Annotated in this window: 16 protein-coding genes and 2 pseudogenes; 7 read left to right on the top strand and 11 right to left on the bottom strand. The window is 62.9% G+C overall.

Annotated features, from left to right (window positions below; all coding sequences use genetic code 11):
- Positions 1-42 precede the first annotated feature (42 nt).
- Genes ACX9MO_RS18360 through ACX9MO_RS18350 form a run of 3 tightly spaced genes read right to left on the bottom strand, consistent with a single transcriptional unit; the run spans position 43 to position 2490 of the window.
- A complete protein-coding gene (locus tag ACX9MO_RS18360) occupies positions 43-807 on the bottom strand; it encodes an SDR family oxidoreductase (RefSeq protein WP_462212888.1) in 765 nt (254 codons plus the stop codon).
- On the bottom strand, positions 804-1409 hold the full coding sequence (leuD, locus tag ACX9MO_RS18355; protein WP_462212887.1) for a 3-isopropylmalate dehydratase small subunit: 606 nt from the start codon (positions 1407-1409) through the stop codon (positions 804-806). The genes ACX9MO_RS18360 and leuD overlap by 4 nt, the downstream gene beginning before the upstream one ends.
- Positions 1390-2490 carry a 3-isopropylmalate dehydratase large subunit gene (locus ACX9MO_RS18350; RefSeq protein ID WP_462212886.1) on the bottom strand — a complete coding sequence of 367 codons (1101 nt, stop codon included), beginning with the start codon at positions 2488-2490 and terminating at the stop codon, positions 1390-1392. Before ACX9MO_RS18350 ends, leuD begins: the two co-directional genes overlap by 20 nt.
- 107 nt (positions 2491-2597) lie before the next feature.
- On the opposite strand from ACX9MO_RS18350, the gene ACX9MO_RS18345 reads away from it, so the two are divergent.
- The 4 genes and pseudogenes from ACX9MO_RS18345 to tnpC form a co-directional block, all read left to right on the top strand.
- A protein-coding gene (locus ACX9MO_RS18345; RefSeq protein ID WP_462212885.1) for an IS3 family transposase occupies positions 2598-3949 on the top strand; the annotation gives its coding sequence in 2 pieces (ribosomal slippage) (positions 2598-2934 and positions 2934-3949; 1353 coding nt in all).
- A gap of 127 nt (positions 3950-4076) precedes the next feature.
- Complete coding sequence (locus ACX9MO_RS18340; protein ID WP_462212884.1) at positions 4077-4589, top strand: LysR substrate-binding domain-containing protein; 513 nt, start codon at positions 4077-4079, stop codon at positions 4587-4589.
- Between the two features lie 230 nt (positions 4590-4819).
- Positions 4820-5215: an IS66-like element accessory protein TnpA gene (tnpA, locus tag ACX9MO_RS18335; RefSeq protein ID WP_462212883.1), complete on the top strand. Its 396-nt coding sequence runs from the start codon at positions 4820-4822 to the stop codon at positions 5213-5215.
- Between the two features lie 19 nt (positions 5216-5234).
- Positions 5235-6029 (top strand): annotated as a pseudogene (gene tnpC, locus ACX9MO_RS18330) (IS66 family transposase); the annotation flags it as partial.
- A gap of 177 nt (positions 6030-6206) precedes the next feature.
- Here tnpC and ACX9MO_RS18325 read toward each other — a convergent pair.
- Positions 6207-7835 carry an FAD/NAD(P)-binding protein gene (locus ACX9MO_RS18325; protein ID WP_462212882.1) on the bottom strand — a complete coding sequence of 543 codons (1629 nt, stop codon included), beginning with the start codon at positions 7833-7835 and terminating at the stop codon, positions 6207-6209.
- A 146-nt stretch (positions 7836-7981) separates the two neighbouring features.
- On the bottom strand, positions 7982-8473 hold the full coding sequence (locus tag ACX9MO_RS18320; protein ID WP_462212881.1) for a hypothetical protein: 492 nt from the start codon (positions 8471-8473) through the stop codon (positions 7982-7984).
- Between the two features lie 305 nt (positions 8474-8778).
- Here ACX9MO_RS18320 and ACX9MO_RS18315 point away from each other — a divergent pair, with 305 nt between their 5' ends.
- The gene (locus ACX9MO_RS18315; RefSeq protein WP_462212880.1) at positions 8779-9603 is read left to right on the top strand and encodes a DUF6692 family protein; all 825 of its coding nucleotides are present in this window, start codon (positions 8779-8781) and stop codon (positions 9601-9603) included.
- 10 nt (positions 9604-9613) lie between these two features.
- Positions 9614-10375, top strand: coding sequence for a MauE/DoxX family redox-associated membrane protein (locus ACX9MO_RS18310; protein ID WP_462212879.1), 762 nt, complete (start codon positions 9614-9616; stop codon positions 10373-10375).
- Positions 10376-10848: 473 nt separating this feature from the next.
- Here the strand turns inward: ACX9MO_RS18310 and istB are convergent, their stop codons facing one another.
- Entirely contained in the window at positions 10849-11577 is a 729-nt protein-coding gene (gene istB / locus ACX9MO_RS18305; RefSeq protein ID WP_462212856.1) for an IS21-like element ISPkr1 family helper ATPase IstB, read from the bottom strand.
- A pseudogene (istA, locus tag ACX9MO_RS18300) lies at positions 11507-13074 on the bottom strand (IS21 family transposase). Before istA ends, istB begins: the two are co-directional and overlap by 71 nt.
- Before the next feature lie 242 nt (positions 13075-13316).
- Between istA and ACX9MO_RS18295 the strand changes: the two are divergent.
- On the top strand, positions 13317-13793 hold the full coding sequence (locus tag ACX9MO_RS18295) for an MgtC/SapB family protein (protein WP_462212878.1): 477 nt from the start codon (positions 13317-13319) through the stop codon (positions 13791-13793).
- A 25-nt stretch (positions 13794-13818) separates the two neighbouring features.
- On the opposite strand, the gene ACX9MO_RS18290 is transcribed toward ACX9MO_RS18295, so the two are convergent.
- The 4 genes from ACX9MO_RS18290 to ACX9MO_RS18275 are packed head-to-tail and all read right to left on the bottom strand — an operon-like array spanning position 13819 to position 21194.
- Positions 13819-15627 carry an acetyl-CoA hydrolase/transferase C-terminal domain-containing protein gene (locus ACX9MO_RS18290; protein ID WP_462212877.1) on the bottom strand — a complete coding sequence of 603 codons (1809 nt, stop codon included), beginning with the start codon at positions 15625-15627 and terminating at the stop codon, positions 13819-13821.
- Complete coding sequence (locus ACX9MO_RS18285) at positions 15620-17677, bottom strand: 3-hydroxyacyl-CoA dehydrogenase NAD-binding domain-containing protein (RefSeq protein ID WP_462212876.1); 2058 nt, start codon at positions 17675-17677, stop codon at positions 15620-15622. Before ACX9MO_RS18285 ends, ACX9MO_RS18290 begins: the two co-directional genes overlap by 8 nt.
- Entirely contained in the window at positions 17674-18957 is a 1284-nt protein-coding gene (locus tag ACX9MO_RS18280) for an acetyl-CoA C-acetyltransferase (protein WP_462212875.1), read from the bottom strand. The genes ACX9MO_RS18285 and ACX9MO_RS18280 overlap by 4 nt, the downstream gene beginning before the upstream one ends.
- Positions 18954-21194 (bottom strand): acyl-CoA dehydrogenase, encoded by a 2241-nt coding sequence (locus ACX9MO_RS18275; RefSeq protein WP_462212874.1) that lies wholly within the window; start codon positions 21192-21194, stop codon positions 18954-18956. Before ACX9MO_RS18275 ends, ACX9MO_RS18280 begins: the two co-directional genes overlap by 4 nt.
- Positions 21195-21371: the final 177 nt, after the last annotated feature.

Below are 21371 nucleotides of genomic sequence, written 5' to 3'. Positions count from 1 at the left end.
ATTTCGGAGACGCTGATTGCTATGATGGCTGGGGTAGGCGCCTCAATGTGAGAAGTTCCTCAACCCACCATCCACTGGGAACACGATGCCGGTCACGTAGCTTGCCCTTCCTGAGCAGAGGAACGCTGCGACCTCCGCAAGTTCCCGCGCCTCTCCAATGCGACCCATCGGGATGCTTTCACGGGCGTAGGCGTCCCGGTCGGCGGCGTCCGGGAACTGCCGTTCGATCTGCTCGCTCATCACCTTGCCGGGCTGGATGCAGTTCACGGTCACACCGTCAGCTGCCACAAGTTTCGAGACGGCCTTGGACCAGGCGTGGAGTCCCGCCTTCGGGGCGGTCGCGGCGCTGAGGAACTGGGGTTCGGACGATCCGGTGATGGTAACGATGCGACCCCAACCCCGGCGCCTCATCCCCGGGAGGAGGGAGAAGGTGAGCTGAACGTGCGACAGGAAGCCGAGCTGGTAGGCCTCGCGCCAGATGGTCATGTCCGGGTCCATCGTTGTTGGGCGGCTGGAACCCGCGACATTGGCAAGGATGTCTATGCCGCCGGGGGCGAGCGCTTCGGCCCGAGCGGCGAGGTCGCGGGCGGCGTCGGGGTTCGACAGGTCGCACGTCAGGATCCGTAGTGCAGGTCCGCCGCCTTCGGCGATCTCATTGCCGAGGTCGCGCAACTTGTCCTCTCGTCGGGCGACGCCGATAACCGACACGCCTTCGCCGGCAAGTGCGAGGGCGATAGCGCGGCCAAGGCCGGCACTGGCGCCGGTGACAAGCGCGGTGCGGTTTTTGAGTCCGAGATCCATGTTCATTCTTTCCTGGTAAGCCAAGGGTGGGCGTCGAGATATGTGCGCTCGAACCCGTGAAAGTCGCACATCACTGCAAAGGTGCGTGCTATCGAGTCCCGGCCCGCAAGCATCGCTACTTTTTGCTCGCGCCCGATCGGAAAGGAGATCGTGGCGTGGGGCAGGGTGATACGTTGCGAATGCAGGTCGACAGTCACGTCGCAAGGGGCCTGAGCCGCCGCTTGGTGTAGCGCATCGACGTCGTCCTCCGGGAGCGGCACGATCAGCAGGCCGTTGTTCGCGGCGTTGTCAGCGAAAATGCCGCCGAAGCTGGTGCCGAATATGGCTCGCACGCCGAACTGCATCAGGCCCCAGACCGCATGTTCGCGGGACGAACCGCAACCGAAGTTAGGACCGGTCACGAGGAACTTCGGACGTTCGAGGCCGGGTCGGTTAAGGGCGAAGTCGGGGTGCTTGTCCGGCGACGCGCGCAGGTCGTAAAAGACGCCGCGGGCAAGACCCTTGCGGTCGATCCCCTTGAGGAACTGCTTGGGCATGATGACGTCGGTATCGACATTGGCCATGGGGATCGAAGCCAGGACGCCGGTCTCAGTCGTGAATGGCTGCATCGGCGGCCTCCTTCGGCATGTAATCCCGGACATCGGCAATCTTCCCAGCCAGCGCGGCGGCCGCGACCATGGCGGGACTCATCAGATGCGTCCGCCCACCAGAGCCCTGACGACCACGGAAGTTGCGGTTGGTGCTTGAAGCACAGCGTTCCCCCGGCGCCAGCACGTCGTCGTTCATGGCGAGGCACATGGAGCAGCCGGATTCCCGCCATTCGAAGCCCGCGTCCCGAAAGATGCGGTCAAGGCCCTCGACCTCCGCATCGCGCCGCACGGTGCTGCTGCCGGGGGAGATCATCGCCCGGACATGGCTTGCAACGCGGCGTCCGCGCAGGATCGCCGCCGCCTCCCGCAGGTCGGACAAGCGCGCGTTGGTGCAGGACCCGATGAAGGCGCGGTCGATGCGGATGCCGGTGAGCGCCGCACCGGGTGTGAGGCCCATGTAGTCGAGCGCGGCGCGTGCATCGGCCCGTTGATGTTCGGGCAGCTCCGCCGGATCCGGCACGCGCTCGGTGACCGGCGCGGCCTGATCGGGGCTGATGCCCCAGCTGACCATGGGAGCGATATCGCCGACGTCTATACGGACCTCACGGTCGAAAGTCGCGTCCTCGTCCGTGGCCAGTGCCCGCCATGCGGGGCGGGCCCGCGCGAGCATGGCGGCATCGGGCGCCCGAGGACGGCCCGCGATGTGCTCGAAGACCCGGTCGTCGGGCGCGATCAGGCAGACCCGCGCGCCGCATTCGACGGCCATGTTGCACATTGTCATCCGCGCCTCGACGGACAGCGCCTCGATGGCCGGGCCTGAAAGTTCGACGGCATGGCCCACTGCTCCGTCCGCGCCTATCCGGCGGATGAGAGCCATGATCATGTCCTTAGAGGTCAGGCCCGACGGCAGCGTTCCGTCGAAGGTCGCGCGCAGATTCTTCAGGCGGCGGTATTTCAGGGTCTGGGTCGCCAGCAAGTGTTCGATGTCCGACGTGCCGATGCCGAACCCCACGGCGCCGAAGGCCCCGTAGGTGGTGGTGTGGCTGTCGCCTGCGGCGATCACCATGCCCGGCAGGGCAAGGCCGAGTTCAGGCAGCACGACATGCTCGATGCCCTGTCGGGTGTTCCCCGTCAGCGCCCCTGGGACATCTGAGTTGATTTTGTAACGGAGGGTTTCTGGCTCATCGTAACCACCAAGGAGTGAAGATGAGACAGAAACCCGGAACAGCGAAGCCGTCGGCGGAGTCGATGGTGAAGGACATCCGCCGACGGACGCGGAAGCATCATTCCGCCGAAGAGAAGATCCGCATTGTCCTGGAAGGGCTGCGCGGCGAGGACAGTATTGCCGAGCTCTGCCGGCGCGAGAGGATCGCGACGAGCCTCTATTACAGCTGGTCGAAGGAGTTCCTCGAGGCTGGCAAGAAGCGGCTCGCCGGCGACACAGCGCGCCAGGCCACCAGTCCCGAGGTCAAAGATCTGCGGCAGGAAGCGTCGGCGCTGAAGGAGGCGGTGGCCGATCTCACCCTGGAGAACCGTCTGCTCAAAAAAAGCATGCTCGGGGATGGGGGCGACGAGGAATGAGATATCCCGCCTCAGAGAAGCTCGAGATCATCCGGCAGGTGGAGCAATCGCACCTGCCGGCGAAGCGGACGCTGGATATGCTGGGCATCCCGCGCACGACCTTCTACCGCTGGTATGATCGCTACCTGTCGCTTGGTGAAGCGGGACTTGAGGACCGGCCCTCGCATCCGCGCCGGGTCTGGAACCGGATCCCCGACACGGTGCGCAAGCAGGTTGTGAATCTGGCCCTCGATGAGCCGGAATTGTCACCACGGGAGCTGGCAGTCCTGTTCACCGATACGAAGCGCTACTTCGTCTCGGAAGCCAGCGTTTACAGGGTTCTGAAGGCGCATGATCTGGTTCCCAGCCCGGCCTTCGTGGTCATCAAGGCGGCAAACGAGTTCCACGAGAAAACCACGAGGCCGAACCAGCTCTGGCAGACCGACTTCACCTATCTGAAGGTTATCGGCTGGGGCTGGTTCTACCTCTCGACCATCCTCGACGACTACAGCCGCTACGTCATCTCCTGGCGGCTCTGCACCACGATGAAGGCGTCGGATGTGACCGCGACGCTGGAAGAGGCCCTGATCGCCTCGGGCTGTGATCGGGCCACAGTCGCCCACCGGCCGCGGCTGCTCAGCGATAATGGCAGCAGCTACATCTCAGGAGAGCTGGCAGGCTGGCTTGCTGACGAAGGCATGGATCACGTCCGCGGTGCTCCTCGGCACCCTCAGACACAGGGCAAGATCGAACGCTGGCACCAGACCCTCAAGAACCGCATCTTGCTCGAGAACTATTACCTGCCCGGCGCTCTGGAACAGGCGATCGGCGACTTCATCGACCACTACAACCATCACCGCTACCACGAGAGCCTGGGCAACCTCGCGCCCGCCGACGTCTATCTCGGCAGGGCCGAAGCCATCCTGAAAACGCGAAAGGAGATCAAAGCCAAAACCATCGAGAAGCGCCGCTTGCTGCATCGCAAAAACGCGGCATAAACTGAAACCACAACGAGCCAGGCCCTCCGTTCTCGATCAAGCCCTCGTGTCTCAAATCATCTGACGACGGACACCTCAATGGCTCCGGTCCCTCGAGCGGGAGGAGCCGCTGGCCGCGACAATCGAGTTGACCGCAGACCACATGGTCGCCTGCGAAGGCCTAATGACCGAGGGGCAAGTGCAGTTCTTGATCTGCCACAATCACCCCGACATGCCTACAGAATTGCAGAAATCCTTCCGGTCTCATCTCATCGGGAGGGACACGCTGGTGCCTGTTGCGACACCCGAACTGATCGACCGGTTTTCCGAAGACGAGTTGCCGCTCCTATCTTTCACGTCGCAGTCCGGGATGGGTCGCATCCTCGCCAGTGCACGCTCGACAGACGATCCGCTTCCGAATCCGGTGATCTTCTCGTCGCACCTCAGCAACGTGTTGACGACCATGGCACGTAACGGACGCGGCGCTGCCTGGTGCCCGGACAGCCAGATCGGAGAGGATTTGGCCGCCGGAGTGCTTCGGAAAGTCTCGAGCCTTGGGGAAACGGTCGAGGTGGAGGTTCGGATATGGCGGCCGAAGGCAAGACTCTCCACATCTGCGGAGGAGCTTTGGACCCGTGTGCGCAGTGAATTTGCAGGATAACATTCGCAACTACTACTTGGCTGCTGCTTCGGTTGACTGGAGGACACCTGGTTCGCCGATGTGCCCCGGGTGCGTGTCACCGTCAAGGTAGGTTCGCCGAAGCTCGAGGGCCGCACTCCCTGCTTCGACCTTCAGGGTCCGTGAGATGTCGGCAGGAAAGGACCACTCATAGTAACCCTCCGGCGAGGGCCGTCTGACGGGACGCCGGAGGCGATGATAAGTCCGACGTTATGGTCGACCTTACGTTCACACCCCAGATCGAGTTCCTGTCCGCCGAGGATGTGCCGCGGCGGCGGCACTGGAGCGACGCGGACAAGATCCGGGTGGTCCAGGAAAGTCATCGGGGGCATCGGCAGGTCTCAGCGACAGCGCGGCGGCATGGCATCTCCCGTTCGCTTCTGACCACCTGGCGGAGACAGTATCGGGACGGTGACTTCGCGATCCAGAGCGGTCCGGCTTTCGTGCCAGTGACTATGGCGCCCGCCATGGACAAGCCATCGCCGCGGCAGCTGGGCCCCGACGTCCAGCACGAGGTCGTTTTGAGGAACGGACGCCGCCTGCTCGTGCCTTCGTCGGTGGACCCGGACGCATTGGCCAGGCTGCTGCCGATCCTCGAGGGCAAATGATCGCCTTCCCGGCGGGGGTGTCCGAGACGACCGACCCTTCGGCGGCGGCGCGCCACCGGCTGCGCTGTTCCACTTCTCGCGCGACAGGGGGATGGCCCACCCAAACCGGCATCTGGCCGGGTGGCAGGGCATCCTGCAAGCCGACGCTTACGGCGGTTACAACGACCTTTACCGAGGCGACCGTGAGCCAGGCCCCGTCACCAGCGCCCTGTGCTGGAGCCATGCCCGACGGAAGTTCTTCGAACTTGCCGACATTCAGGGGCGCGCCTGCAAGGGGAAGGTCGCGCATGACATATCGCCCGTCGCACTCGAAACCGTGGGTCGGATCGATGCCATCTTCGACATGGAGCGCGGGATCAACGGCGTGGATGCCGGCACACGGCTCGACGCCCGGCAACGATTGACGGCCCCGCTCGTCGAAGACCTGCACGACTGGATGCGCATCGAGCTGGGCGTTCTGTCGCGGCATAACCCCGTCGCCAAGGCGATCGGCTACATGCTTGGCAAGGGCCGTTGGGCTACCTTCACCCGGTTCCTCGAGGACGGGCGCATCTGCTTGGCCAACAACGCCGCAGAACGGGCCCTGCGCGGTGTCGCGCTCGGGCGAAAATCATGGCTCTTCGCAGGATCAGAGCGCGGCGGCGACCGCGCGGCCTTCATGTATTCCCTGATCGTCACCGCTAAGATGAACGATATCGACCCGCAGGCATGGCTTGCCGACGTCCTCGCCAGGCTGCCCAACACAACGGTCTCACGGGTGCCGGACCTTCTGCCGTGGAATTGGCAAACATCAAGGCGCCAACTCGCTGCATGACCGCGGCCTACGCCGGATGCTTACCACTCATACCTCAGGCCGCCGTTCTGCAACAACGCCTGATCGGGGTTGCGCATGGGGCGTTCCCGGTTCGCTGTGGTTAGGAAGGCCAAAGCGACCCGGCCAAAATGTTTCCATGACATTTGCGAAGGTGACCAATAGGACCAGCACGTATCGTTAGGAGAGACGAGAGAGGACGCCCTCGGCCCATCGTTCAGATGACGCACCGAAACAATCATGCAGGCTGTCCGCCGCGATCACGCTGCCGACGGAAAGGCGTCCGAGAAGGCTCAACCCTTGCACGGGCTCGTCGTCATTGCCAATCAACCGCCCGTCGGACGCCGTGTGGGCTCCCAAGTTATCCAGCGTTGTGAGGTATCCATCCGTGATTAGCCTGGAGATCAGGGCTGACTCCACCTGCTGCGGATCTGGAGAGGGCAGGACGGCGTCGATCATGACCGCCGCGGTCACGCTACGGGCCCCGATGTTCAGCTTCCAGCCGGTGTTGATCGGCGATATGTCCGGGTCACGGGCCCATTCGATCGATACGATACCGGCGTCTATCAGGCTTAGCAGCTCTCGGCAGGCGCTGACCGGCGGCCCGTAGGAGTAACGCTTGAGGCCCTCATCAAACCCCACAATTGCCACGGCTGTGGAAGGTGAAGTGTTCGCCGGGTTGTAGGCCTGCCGCAACGGATCCTGCCACTTGCGCCAGACTTGTCCAACAGCGTAGCCAATCGATGGCGGGCTGACGCCCTCCGCCATTTCGACCCCGTTCTTGAGGACTTCCAGAGCAGAGGCATCCTCCTGGCTGCCCGGAACGGACCATTCACGCCCCAGCCAGTCGCATACAGCAGAATGGCTGACTTCTGATTTGAAGGTTGCCAATATGCGGGACAAGGGCGCAGCCAGCGCTTCTGTTAAGTGGGTCTGTGCCGCTTCGGGCGTGCCTTTCGAAGCTTCTAACACGGCCTTTCTGAAGACATCTGTTTCGTCTGGTGTTGGCTCATACCGAACGTCTATTTCACCGGTGGCAGGTTTGGGATAGGGCGGTTTGCCGTCTATCGAAAAGGGCGCAATGCAGGCCGGTTCCCGACCAGATGCGACGTATCGCCCGCGTGAGAAGTGGCCGCCCTGACCAACTGTCAGCAAGCGGATGACGTCAATTGATGACAGGGCGAAGCCCCTGATCGCGACAGACTGACCGGACCACTGGCCGGCCGCCTTTGCAAGCAGCCGCGCCGGATAGGCAGTGGCGAGTGATCCTTCGTGGTTAGCTGCATGGGCCTTCCATTCGGCCAGCTGATTGTCTGGCCGGGTCGGCGGCTGCCCGGGGACCATCAGAACCTCTGCATAAGGTCCGTGATTGGTCGACCCAGCGTGGACATGCCAAGCATTATCTTTGCGCTGAAGGCTTTCAACCTGCTCCGGGCAGTGCCGGGTTGTCACCGCCGTCGCGGCGTCTTTCAACTTGGTGAACCGCTGCTCAAGATACTGTCCGACCTCTGCGCGCGGACGAAAGTCATCCTCGCCGATCTCGGGCCCCAGCCATTCGGCAAACGAGGCAAGGTCAAGCCCCTCTGGCTGTCGCAGGTCGATATCCCGCATGGGAATATTTAACAGACAGTGCTGCGGCTCCCGCGGATCGAAATTGGGGCCAGCGCCCGGCTCGGGATAGGTGTCAAAGATATCGACCTCGATGTGAATGCGGCGCTCATTTGCCCCGTGGACGAGAGCCTCCAGCGCTCCAAGCCCACGAGGGCCAAATCCGATGATTGCGACCTTTCGGCCTGTCTGTTTGTCCAAGTGCTTTTTCCAATATTCAATATTTTACGCCGTCCACATCGGGTCCTGTGTCGTCGGTATTGGCCTATCCCTCGCTATAAGCGCGGAGTAACTGGTCTTGGCCATCCCTCATAGAACAGCGACGTGCATTTGAGAAAAGGAACTTTCTATGTCTCGTCCGAGTTCCTTTGGCCGTGCAGGGCCGCCACCCGATTGCGCAATTCTTGGCCGAGCACCGCGACAAACTCCTCCTGCGCCGGGGCCATCCTGCGCTCGTATTCGATCAGCCGCTCTTGCCCCTCGAGCGTCTCCTTGACTTCCAGTCCTCGGCCGATAATCTCAGCGAACATCCCCAGCATCGCGACCGCGCGCGGGTGCTGCACGTCACGTGGCATGGTATCGATCGCGCAGAGCGTGCCGGAGAAGGTGCCGTCGCTGCGAAGGATCGGTAATGAGGCGTCGCTGACGATTCCGAGCTTGGCCGCAATGGGGTGTTTCTTATAAATTTTGTCCGTCGCAACATCGCTAAACAGGATTTTCGGCGACATTTGCCGAACGGATTGGCAGAAGGCCGTTTCGAACTCGATCTTATCGCCCTCGGCAAGCCCGATGTTGACCTCGTCCACCGCGCGACAGGCCACCCAGCGATCAGTTGTCACCCGTTCCCCCCGGCAAGCCGCATGTCAGTTGCCAGTATAGCGGTCTCGAGGTTGGTGCCAACGAACACGCTACCTGCCAATTTCTCGGCGTCGGCCTGAAAGTCGTGTGTCCCGACTAAGAAAGCCACATAGTCCTGAATGGTCGCGCGCCGCTGCGTCTCTTCACCCATTCGCATGATCGCTCCCAGCCCGATTGGAGACATCTGTGCAGAGAAAATTCCGCCCTCCTAAGGACTTCATAACTTTTCCGGGAACATCCACCCACTGGAAGGTTGTTGTCCTCCTGAAGTCTTCAGGAGAACCCCATGGTCTACACCCGCTTTTTCCTCATGATCGTGATGTCAACCGCGCTGATGCTCGGTCTGATGTATCTAAACACATACCTCGTCAGCCATATGTTCTGGTCGGAAACGCGGGCCTACATGGCGCTGGTCATGGGCGCGGTCATGGCCTTTGTGATGCTGGCCTTCATGCTCGGCATGTATAAGAACCGCAGCGCCAACATCGCGATCTTCGCCGGATCGATCCTTGTCTTCGCCGGGTCGCTGTGGCTCGTGCGCAGCCAGACCACGGTGCAGGACCGGTCCTACATGAGTGCGATGATCCCGCACCATTCGATCGCGATCATGACCTCTTCCCGCGCCAATCTGACCGATCCCCGTGTCCGCGAACTGGCGGACAGCATCGTCTACGCGCAGGACAAAGAGATCGCCGAGATGCGGTATCTTCTGGCCGACATCGCCGCGAATGGTGAGGCGCAATCGGGGCCTGCTTCACCCGCACCGAAGATGAAAGATGCTGCCGAGGCGCTGTCGACCGAGGTCGTCCAGACTGTCGATCCTGAATTCCTGACCGACGCTGACATTGCAAAGGCTTTCCACGATGGTGGCGTCTGCCGCTTCACCTACACAGAGACCAGCCCGCCGGTGCTTGTGATCGGCAACGACAGCGCGCTGATCCGTATGAGCGGCGACCTTGTCCGGCTTGAAGTCGCCGGTGACGGCTTTGTCGCCGACCCGCTGAAGGTGCAGGTCAACCGGACGGACGACGAAAAACTGCAAGACCTGCTCGTGACCGCCGGTCCCGACTACAGCGCCGGGTTTCGCGGTCAGCTCACCTGTGCGAACTAAGGAGAACGAGATGCCCAAGGACTTCACGAAAACCGCCGCGCTCTACCGCATGGTCATGCCGGAACACACTTGCCCCTATGGCCTAAAATCGAAGCATCTGCTCGAAGCGCACGGCTACGAGGTGGAGGACCACCACCTGAAGACCCGCAATGAGACCGATGCATTCATGCGAGATCACGACGTGAAAACAACCCCGCAGGCCTTCATTGATGGTGAGCGGATCGGCGGCCACGACGAGCTGCGCATCTTCCTCGGGATCGACCCGCCGAAAGAGGAACAGAGCGATGCCAGCTACCGGCCGGTGATCGCCATCTTCTCGGTCTGCGCGCTGCTGGCGCTCGGTTTGGCGTGGCACGAGTATGACACCGTCCTGACCTGGCAGAGCTTAGTCTGGTTCATCTCGCTGTCGATGACGGTCCTGGCGACCCAGAAGCTTCAGAATGTGGAGCAGTTCTCGACCATGTTCCTCAACTACGACCTGCTGGCGAAGAGTTGGGTGCCCTACGGTAAGATATATCCCTATGGCGAGGCCCTGGCCGGCATCCTGATGACGGCGGGCATTCTGCCCTTGATCTCGGCTCCGGTAGCCCTCTTTATCGGAACGATCGGCGCGGTGAGCGTATTCAAAGCGGTCTACGTCGACAAACGCGAACTGAAGTGTGCCTGCGTCGGCGGGGACTCAAATGTGCCGCTCGGGTTCATCTCGCTGACCGAGAACCTGATGATGATAGTGATGGGCATCTGGATGGGCGTGCGGGCCTTCGCCGGTTGAGGCGGGCGTGATTGCCCGCCACAGTTGACCTTGCCAGGCGCATCGCGTCATACTCCGGCCACTCATGCGGAGGTCCTTTGCGGCGTATCCTTATCATCGTCGCGCTGATCGTCACCGCGTTTCTGCCCGGCGCGGCGCAAGCGCATGACATGCCGCATACTGAGATGGGGGCCGGGACCATGGGTAGCGACTGCGAGAACTGCCCGGGCATGGGACACACCGTCGGGCACACCTCGGGCGTCGACTGTCATCACGCGGCGGGTTGCGGTCCGGCATTTCATGGACTGCCGGTCTCTCTGCCGTTTACGATGGTTCCGGTGGTGACTGGGAGCATGCACCCGCACTGCCAATCGGCAGGCAATCTTGACCCCCTATCGGCATCCAAAAATGACCCCCTTGGAGCGCCCGGGTAGCTGGCCCGATGCGGTGTAGCCCTCACACAGCGCAGCCGTATCGGGCCAGCGAGGTCTTGGTCATTCACGGGTCTTGAAGCGCCAGCTCTCGTTGCCGGTTTCGACGATGTCACAGTGATGGGTCAGCCGGTCGAGCAGCGTAGTGGTCATCTTGGCGTCGCCAAAGACCGAAGGCCATTCGCCGAAGTCGAGATTGGTCGTCACGATGATCGAGTTGCGCTCGTAGAGGCGGCTGATGAGATGGAACAGCAGCTGGCCGCCGGTCTGAGCGAAGGGAAGATACCCGAGTTCGTCGAGGATCAGGAAGTCGAGGCGGCACAGCAGGTCTGCGGTGCACCCCTGTCGATCGGCACGGGCGTCGGCATCGAGCTTGTTTACCAGGTCCACGACATTGAAGAAGCGCCCCCGCTTGCCGCGCCGGATGCAGGCCCGGGCGATGCTGACGGCCAGGTGCGATTTACCAGTCCCGGTGCCACCGATGAGCACGACATTGCGCTGCTGTTCGAGGAACTCCCCGGCGGCCAGATCGCGCACCAGCGTCTCGTTGACTGGCGTCTCTTCAAAGCTGAACTCATCGACCTCTTTCGCCAGAGGCAGCTTGGCGATCGTCATCTGGTATTTGATCGAGCGCGCCTGCTTCTCACTGATCTCGGCATTTAGCAGGTCGCCGACGATCTGTTGTGGTTCGTGCTGACGCTTCACCGCCGTGGTGATGATCTCATCGTAGGCGGCCTTCATGCCGTAGAGCTTCAGCTGGCTCATCGCGTCCAGCACCTGTGATCTTTCCATGGTTGGGTCTCTTGAGACTGTCGTAGCGTTTGCAATCGGCGACGGGCTCGCAGGTCAGTCGCAACGCGGCCGGCGTATCGATGGTCAGCGGCGGTGACGGCTCCCGATGCCGGGCCAAGATGTTGATGACGACCGAGGCTGCGGGGACCCCCTCGCTCAGGGCCTCGGCACAGGCAGCATCCACCGCATCCAGCCCATCGATTGGGATCATGCTGAGGATCTGGACCATCTGCCGGTCGCCGTTCGGCACCTTGCCAGCTTGCGCTGCACGCGCCTGATCGCCGGCGGCAGGTCCCAGTCCTTGAAGGGGGCGCCATTCCGGAGGGCGCCGGGCTTACGAGCCAGAACCGGAATGTAGTGCAACGGGTCGTAGATGGCCTTGTCGCGGCCGAAGGCTCGGGCGTGCTGCCCCACGATCTTGCCGTCCTGCCAGAACTCGACCCGCTCGGCATAGGCACGGATCTCGACAGGTCGGCCAACGGCCCGGCCGTCCACGGAGTAGCGGTTCTTGTCGAACCGGACGAGGCAGGTCTTCAAGACCGACGCCGGCACGGCATGGCAGCCGTCGAACGGACCGACGTAGGGCACAAGACTCGCGCGCTCGTCCTGGAAGACCTCCCAGTTCGTTCGATCCCGAAGCTCCTGGTGCGGGTTGGCCTTGGCCCAGGCAACACAGCGATCCGCGAGCCAGGCGTTGAGTTCGGCGTAGCTCTTGAACTTCGGCCGAGGCACGAAGAACCGCCGTCGGACAACACCGACCTGGTTCTCGACCTGTCCCTTCTCCCAGCCGGATGCCGGGGTGCAGGCAACAGGATCGACGAGGTAATGCCCGCACATCTGCTGGAACCTGCGGTTGTAGGCGCGGTCGCGGCCGACGAAGATCGTGTCCACTGCCGTCTTCATGTTGTCGTAGATACCTCGCGCGCAGGCGCCGCCGAAGAAGGCGAACGCCTTGTCGTGGGCGTCAAATACCATCTCCTGCGTCTCACGCGGGTAGGCCCGAACGAAGAGCATCCGGCTGTGGCAGAGGCGGACGTGCGCCACCTTCACCGTGGTCGTCGCGCCATCGATCACTACGATCTCATGGCTCCAGTCGAACTGGTAGGCTTCCCCCGGATCGAAACTCAGCGGCACATAGGCCGCGGCAGATGCCACCTCTTCCCCCTTGGACCAGGAGGCCGCGTATCGCCGGACCGCATCATAGCCACCGTCATATCCTCGAGCCCGGAGTTCCTCGAAGATGCGGATGCGGGTCAGTCGCTCGCGCTTGGGCTTCCGCGCATTCACCGCCAGCATCTCGTCGAGCATGTCTTTCCAGGGCCCGATCTTCGGCAACGGCTGAATGGTCCGCTCGTAGGTGAGCTCCGTCGCACCGGACCGGATCACCTTGCGCACCGTGTTCCGCGATACTCGCAGCTCCCGGCAGATCTGCTTGATCGACTTCTTGTCCTGAAAATACGCCCGCCGGATCTTCGCTATCGTCTCCACGACCAACATCCCACTCTGTGCTCCCCGATGACCTCGGGGGCATCATCCACATCAGTGTAAGGGGGTCACTTTTGGGCGCCGATCACCCCGCTACGGGGTCAAAATTACACGCAGGTTCACAAGAGACAGGCCGCGAGCGGGATTACAGGCCTTCAAAGTCGTTCTTAAAATACTCCGGATCGGAACTCTGGCACTCTCTATTTGGTTCCTCTCTCACTCGAGTTCAAAAAATCGAAGACCTGACTGACCTAATGACTTATATCTTTCAAGTACTTACTACGGAGTTTTCCGGACATAGCACACTGCCCTGGCCGGTGGTCATGGTCCGCATCCTCGGCGCGCTGTTCTTTGCCGCCGTAATTGGCTTCGAACGTGAAACCAAGGATCATGCGGCGGGGCTCAGGACCCATATGCTCGTCGGGTTGGCAGCAGCCTGCTACTGCCTTCTGTCGCTTGACCTTGTGGGTCGGGATTTCGGCGATGACGTGCGCATGGACCCGATCCGGATGATCGAGGCTGTCACGGGCGGTGTCGCGTTTCTGGCGGCGGGTCTCATCGTCTTCACGCGCGGTGAGGTCAAGGGTCTCACCACCGGTGCCAGCCTCTGGCTTGTCGCAGCGATCGGGACCGCCAGCGGCCTTGGTGTCTGGTCGATAGCGCTGGCCGCGACAGGGCTGTCACTTTTCATCGTGGGGGTTCTGAAAAAGTTCGAGAGCAGGGTGGCGTGAACGGCCACGCCACGCCGCGCGCAACTCAGGTGGCACGGCGTATCGCCCCGGTCAGGGCATAGGCCATCGCGCGGTTTTTCAGACCTTTGGGCCGGTCCAGCCCCATCCGTGCCAGCAGGTCGTCCGGTCGTTCTGCGGTCATCCCCTCGAGAATCAGCTTGGCCAGCCCCAGGGTATCGCCTTGGACGCCCGACAACATGCCGAGCGCTGGCAGCAGGCGGCGTTCTTGTTCGTCGAAGTCTGAGCCGAAGGGAAAGTCCGGCAGGTCAAGGGGGCGCAGCCATTGCTTGACCTTGTCGGGCGTGTTGTGTCTTGCCTTCTCGGGCAGGCGATACTCGGCCGCGATCTTGCCTGATGATTTGGCCCGCTCCAACAGTTCATCCTGAAACTGGCTGTCCGTGATGGCCAGCATGCGGGCAATCGCATCCTCGTCACGCTGGCCGCGCAGGTCGGCGATCCCGTATTCGGTCACGATGATGTCGCGATAGGCGCGGGGCACGCTTTCATGCGGGTGCTCCCAGACAATGTTGGATACCGTCTTGCTCTTGCTTGTGCGGGTTGCGGGAAGCGTCAGGATGGATCGGGCGCCGTCCAGCGCAAAGGCCTGTTCGATGAAGTTGAACTGGCCGCCGATCCCGCTGACCTCCTGCGCGGAGGAGGTGATATCGCTGACCGCGCCGCCGAGAAGCGTGACCTTCATGGCGGCATTGACGAAACGGGCATCGGTTCGTGCAGCACGCTTGGCAGGCTCGTCGCCGTAGAGCTGGTTGGTGAAGCTCACCGGCATCATTCGGATTTTGTCCCGTTTAGACTGGGGCAGGGACCGGAGGCGGTCGTAGAAGTCCCGGCAGTCGACGAAGAACCCGGCATGGATTGCCGCGCCATCCACCTCGCGCCGGATGACGCCGCTTTCGAACAGGTGAAGAAGGCCGTCGACCAGCATTTCGGTGACGGCATAAAGGCCCGTGTCGAACGCGCGGTCTTCATCGTAGCCCTCTCGTGCGAAAGGGTTGGCCGCATGGATTTTCGGGAATCTCCCGGATTGCCGGAGCAGCAGGGCGTGCGCGACGGCGTCACCAATCGCGCCGATACCGATTTGCAGCGTGCCGCCGTCGGGCACCGTGCTGGCGACATGCAGGCCGATCGCGTGTTCCGTCAGACCAACCGGGCGTTTGACGACCGAAAAGAGGTCGAAGTCCGGTGCGGGGTCGAGACAAAGGTCGACTTCGTCGCGCGGCAGACGGGCCTCCGGTCCGGACATGGCGGGCAGGTTGGCGTTGGTTTCGCCGACGACAAGGAGATCCTGCTGCCCCTCACGCCGGGCGCGCAGCAGGTCTGCCGATATGTCGGTGTTGCAGGACAGGCTGAATTCGTCGCCGAGCGGGGCCAGAAGCTGCATCAGAACGTTCGGTTTCCAGGCGGCCAGCACATCGTAGGCATGGGTGTAGTTGGACGGGATATATCGTCGCTGCATCGCGGGCACGCCGATCCATCGGCCGGCCAGAAGGAAAAACTCTGAGACTTCGATGTTCGGGGGCAGGGTCCCGTCACGCATCATCGTCGCGTAGTCGAGGGCCGGGTATCTGCCGAACAGCCGGTCCGCGGCGGGTTCAAGAAAACGGTGCGCCATGTCCTCGGACATGTCCGGTCGCTCAAGCGTCAGCGCGGTCAGGATCGACAGGCGCGTGTCCGGGCGGTTCGCGACCGCGCGGGTGAGCGCGTTGACAAGCGTGACTGGCTTACCCAGGCCCAAGGGCAGGGCAAGCCGGATGTCGCCCCCGGTCCGGTCGATGATCTCGGCGGCGATGGCGTCGGCTGTGAGCGGCTCAGTCACGGCTGTCCCAGCCGGGATCGGGGTTGAACCGGGGCCCGTGTTTTTCAGCCAGTTGCCGCAGGGCGTTAGGCACGTCGCCGCGCACCTTTGCGTAGTGCAGAGGGCCGCCACGGAAGGGTGCCCAGCCGGTGCCGAAGATCATCGCCGCGTCGACCGTATCCGCATCGGGCGCGACGCCTTTTCGCAGAACCTCGACTGCCGCATTGCACATGGGCAGGATCAGGCGGTCGATCACCTGCTGGTCGGGGTCGTCCGCCGGATCCTTGGGCGGGTCTTCATTCTCGTAATCGTAAAGACCCTTGCCGTTCTTCTTTCCAGTCTCGCCATTTTCGACCTTCTCTCGCAGCCAGTCCGGCGTGTTGGCGACGGGCGTGTCGAGGCCGTCACGAAGGGATCGCCCGACCTCAAGGCAGATATCCAGCCCGACCTGATCGGCCAGTGTGACCGGCCCCACGTGCATGCCGAAGGCCAGAGCGGCGCGGTCTATCGCCACCTTGTCGTGGCCTTCGTCCAGCATCAGTATCGCCTCCATCATGTAAGGGGCCAGGACGCGGTTGACGAGGAATCCGGGATAGTCGGTGACCCGCGCGGGCAGGCGGTCGATACCCGTTGTGAACGCCGCCAGTCGGTCCAGCGTCTCCTGCGAAGCGAGGTCGTGAGAGACGACCTCGACCAGGGGCATACTGCTGACCGGGTTGAAGAAATGCAGGCCGGCGAAATGTGCCGGATCCGGAGCCGCGTCGATGAGCGAGGCGAGCGGCAGGCTCGACGTGTTGGTCGCAAGGATTGCGCCGGGCTTCATCTCGTTGGTCAGTTCGGCGTAGACCGCTTCTTTGATCTCGGTCTTCTCTGGGGCGGCCTCAATGATCAGGTCGGCGCGCGCACGGCCCAGACGATCCGGGTCGGGCATCAGCCGGTCCAGTGCGTCACGCGTTTCGATCCCGCTCAGATGCTTGCGCTCGTATATCCGGGTGGCGCGGCGGATCGTCTGACCCAGAGGGGCAAGTTCGACGTCCTCGATCGTCACCCGTTTGCCCTGCATCGCGGCCCAGGCGGCAATTTCCGAGCCCATGGCACCGGCGCCGATGACGTGGACATGGGTAACGCCGTCTTCGCCCTTGCCGGTCGTTTTCAGGCGCTGACGGAGGAAGAACACACGGATCAGGTTCTGCGCCGTGGTGCTGTCCAGCAGGGTGGCAAAGGATGCGATCTCGGCCTTCTGCATCTCGCCCGCGTCGCCGCCGTGGTCTTCCCAGAGGTCGATCAGGGCGAAGGGCGCAGGGAAGTGAGAGCGCGGGGCCTTCTTTTCGCTCTCCGACCGCATCCGGGTTGCCGCAAGACCGCGCGCCGCACGGGTGCGCAGGGCTGAGGCGCGAAAGCTGCCCTCATGGTCGAGTTGACCGGAGGCGGCCGCCGCGATGGCCGTATCGACATGCCGCTCTGGCACCAGCGCGTCGATGATGCCAAGCTTTTTCGCCTTGCGATCATGGGCGCTTTTGCCGGTGAGCATCATCTGCATCGCCTCGACCGGGTCGATCAGGTTGGTCAGCCGGACCGTGCCGCCGAGGCCGGGATGCAGGCCAAGCTGGATTTCCGGAAAGCCCAGTTTGACGCCAAGGGCGCCGATCCGGTGATCACAGGCGAGGGCCAGTTCGAAAGCGCCGCCAAGCGTCGTGCCATGCACCACCGCGACGGTCGGGAAGGGCAGGGCGGCCAGCTTGTCGAGCACGGCGTGACCCTGGCGGAGCATTGCCACGGCGTCCTCCCCGCTGAGCGCGGAAAAAGCTTCGATGTCCGCGCCAGCTCCGAACCCGCCGGGCTTGGCGGATCGGATCGCCAGAAGATCCGGTCGGGCCTCCTTCGCCTCGTCCAGCAGGGCATCGAATTCCCTTAGCACTGCTTCGGAGATGACGTTGGTGCCTGTGCCGGCGCAATCGAGCCAAAGGGTCAGCGTGCCGTCATGCTCTTCCCGCCGCCAGTTGCGCGCCTCCGGCGCTTTTGGGGCGTCGGTCACGTCATCGGGGGTGATTTCATCGAGAACGTCGGTCATGCGGCCTCCAACAGCATCGCGCCGCCCTGGCCGCCGCCGATGCATTCCGTTGCGATCCCGCGCTTGGCTCCGCGCGCTTTCAGGGCATTGGCCAGGTGCAGGACGATGCGGTTGCCGCTGGTCCCGACAGGATGGCCGAGGCTGATCGCCCCACCATCGACGTTGAGATGCCCTCGGTCGATCCGCCCAAAGGCGGCATCGTAGCCCAGCACGTTGCGGCAGAAATCATCGTCCTGCCACGCAGCAAGGCAGGCAAGCACCTGCGCGGCGAAGGCTTCGTTGATTTCCCAGAGGTCGATGTCGTCGCAGGCCAGACCGTGGCGTTGTGCCAGAGGCGTGGCGGCAAGGACCGGGCCAAGCCCCATGATGCCGGGATCGAGCGCGGCCCACTGGCTGTCGACGATCCGCGCAATCGGCTCCAGCCCATGCGCTTCGACGGCTGTTTCCGAAGCGAGGATCACCCAGGACGCGCCGTCGGTGATCTGGCTGGAATTGCCGGGTGTGACCTTGCCGTAGGGTTTTTCAAAGGCCGGGTCGAGCTTGGCCAGCTTGTCGACGGAGGAATCCCGGCGCACGCCGTCGTCGTGCTCGTGCGCCTCGCCATCGCGGTCGAAGACCGGCAGAACCTCGCTCTTCAGTCGGCCCTCGGACTGGGCTGCGGCGAGGCGTTTGTGGCTTTCGACGGCATAGGTGTCGGCGGTCACCCGGTCTATACCGAAACGATGCGCCAGCACTTCGGCCGTCTGGCCCGTGTTTAGCGAAGTAATCGGGTCGGTCAGCCCACGCTCCAGCCCGATGACGGGCGAGAAGAAATCTGGGCGCACCTCGGCGAGGGCTCTGGCCTTGTCCAGCGGCCCTTTCGCGCGGGCTATCTGACCGAACCATTCCGTTGCATCGCGGCTGTAGACCAATGGGGCATGGCTCAGCGCCTCCGTCCCGCCGGCGAGGATCATCTCGTGGCTGCCGTCGCGGATGTAGCGGAAGGCAGTGTCGATGCTCTGCATGCCCGACCCGCAGTTGATCTGAACGGTGAAGGCGACTTGGCTGTCGCCCATGCCGAGGCGCAGCGCGGCAACGCGGGCGGGGTTCATCTCGTCCTGTATCACGTTCACGCAGCCGAGGATGACAAGGTCGAAGGCCGTCACCGCGAAGGGTTGACGCATCAGCAACGGTCGTCCAGCCTGAACAGCCAGATCGACAGGGGTGAAGGGGCCGGGCTTGCCGCGTGCCTTCAGGAACGGGGTGCGGGCGCCATCGACGAGGTAGACGGGGCGGCTCATTCCGCCGGCTCCGGCCAGGTGGTCTGGCGGGGCATTTCGGGGAACAGGCGCGCAAGTTCGTCGGGCGTGTAGTCGTCCACCGCGACCACCTTCTGCACTGCGTCCTCGACCCGCTTGAGCTGTTCGAACTCGGCATTGGACAGGATACCGGCCTCAAGCCCTTCGCGCGGCGTTCTGCGAGCGGTGCGCAGCCGTTTCGTGATCGGCTCGGCCTCCATGACCAGTTTGAAGGCTATATTGAGCAAGCCAAGACCGCTGTCAGGCTTGGGCGGATAGGCACCCTTGACCAAACGCTCGCGCGATGCGCTCGGTTCATAGACGAGTTTCGCCACGGCCTCCGTCACCTTGTCGGATGGGCCCCGTGCGTGTGCGCCGGGTCGCAGGATCGGGCGAAGCACCCAGCCGACCCATTTCGCGGGCATGTTGGCGATGGTCTCGTCGAGCGCCCGGCCGATGCGCGCAAAGCCTGTGTCGGCGGCGTGCTGCACGAGGGGAAGGTCCGCTTCATTCCGGCCTTCGTCCTCCCAACGTTTCAGGGTGGCCGCGATCAGATACATTTCCGAGAGGGCGTCGCCGAGGCGGGCAGAGATCATCTCTTTTCGCTTGAGGGCCCCGCCGAGTGTCAGGAAGGCCATGTCGGCGGTCAGGGCAAAAGCCGCGGACCAGCGGGACAGGCGACGATAGATCTGGGCAACCTTGCCCGCATCCGCCGGTGCATCGCCGCGTCCGGTCCAGGCCGACCAGCCAGCGCGGAACGTGGTGCGAACGGAGTGGTTGACATGGGCCCAGAAGTGTCTGTCGAAGTCGTCAAGCGACTTGTCCTGGTCGGGCTCCTGAAGGGCCTGCATCTCGTTAAGAAGATGAGGGTGAGCCCGGATGGCCCCCTGACCAAAGATGATCAGGTTGCGGGTCACGATGTTAGCGCCCTCGACCGTGATCCCGATCGGGATGGTCCGGTAGATCGGTTGCAGGTAGTTCAGCGGGCCGTCGATCACAGCCTTGCCCGAATGCACATCCATCGCGTCGTTGATCGCCTCGCGCATCCGGTCGGTCGCATGGTATTTCATGATCGCCGAGATGACGGCGAGCTTGTGTCCTTCGTCCAGTGCCGCCGTGGTCAGCCGACGGCCAGCGTCGATGACGTAGGCGCTTGACGCGATCCGGGCCAAGGGCTCCTGCACCCCGCCAAAAAGACCGATGGGCAGGTTGAACTGGGTGCGGATGCGGGAGTAGGCACCTGTTGTATGCGCCGCCATGGCCGTCGCCGCCGCCGACAGAGAGGGCAGGGATATACCGCGCCCGGCGGCCAGTGCGCTCATCAGCATCATCCAGCCGCGTCCCGCATAGTCCGGTCCGCCGATAATGTGGTCGAGCGGGATGAAGACATCCTTACCGGTGGTCGGGCCGTTTTGGAACATGGTGCCCGAGGGAAGGTGGCGTCGTCCGACCTCGACACCAGGCAAGTCAGTCGGGACGAGGGCGCAGGTGATGCCGATGTCTTCGGTCTCTCCCAACAGGCCCTCCGGATCGCGCAACTTGAAGGCGAGCCCGAGGACCGTGCAGACCGGGGACAGGGTGATGTAACGCTTGGCCCAGTTCAGGCGAATGCCGAGCACCTCTTCACCATTCCACTGGCCTTTGCAGATGACCCCGTCGTCGGTCATTGCCGAGGCGTCGGAGCCGGCATCTTCGCTTGTCAGACCGAAGGCGGGAAGCTCCTTGCCGTTGGCCAGCCGGGGTAGCCATACCTTCTTCTGGTCCTCGGTGCCGAACTGGAGGATCAGCTCACCGGGGCCGAGCGAATTGGGCACCATCACCGTCACCGCCGCGACGACCGAATGGCTGGCTATGTAGCGCACCACCTCGGAATGGGCATAGGCCGAAAACCCGAGCCCCCCGTGCTCTTTGGGAATGATCATGCCGAAAAAGCCGTTTTCGCGCAGGAAATCCCACGCTTCGGAGTGGATGTCTCCGGTATGGTGATCAATCTCCCACGGGTCGATCATATCGCAGAAAGCGCGGCAGGGGCCGTCGACGAAGGCGGCTTCTTCGTCCGTCAATTGCGGCGCCTTCAACTTGCGCAGCATGATCCAGTCTGGTTTGCCGGAAAACAGCTCGGCTTCGAAGTGGACGTCGCCGGAATTGATCGCTTCGGCTTCGGTCGCAGACAGGGTTGGAAGCACCCCTTTGGCCCATTTGTGAATTGGTCGGGTGAGGTAGCGTTTCCGAAATGACATCTGAGATCCTCCTGATCTGCAAACGCACTCGCTTCCCATGGAGTTCCTGCAAGGGCGGGGCAGCATCGGAACTCTGCCTTCGACGGCTCCGTTGGTCTTCGGTTATTCCGATGGAGAACCGTCATAAATTATGGTTGGAGACTGATTTTCTTCCCGCTGTGGGCCCTGTGTATCGCA

The organism is Pseudooceanicola profundus (genome assembly GCF_054919315.1).
Note: the sequence above shows the minus strand (reverse complement) of the source record. Positions and strands in the feature narration are given on the sequence as shown.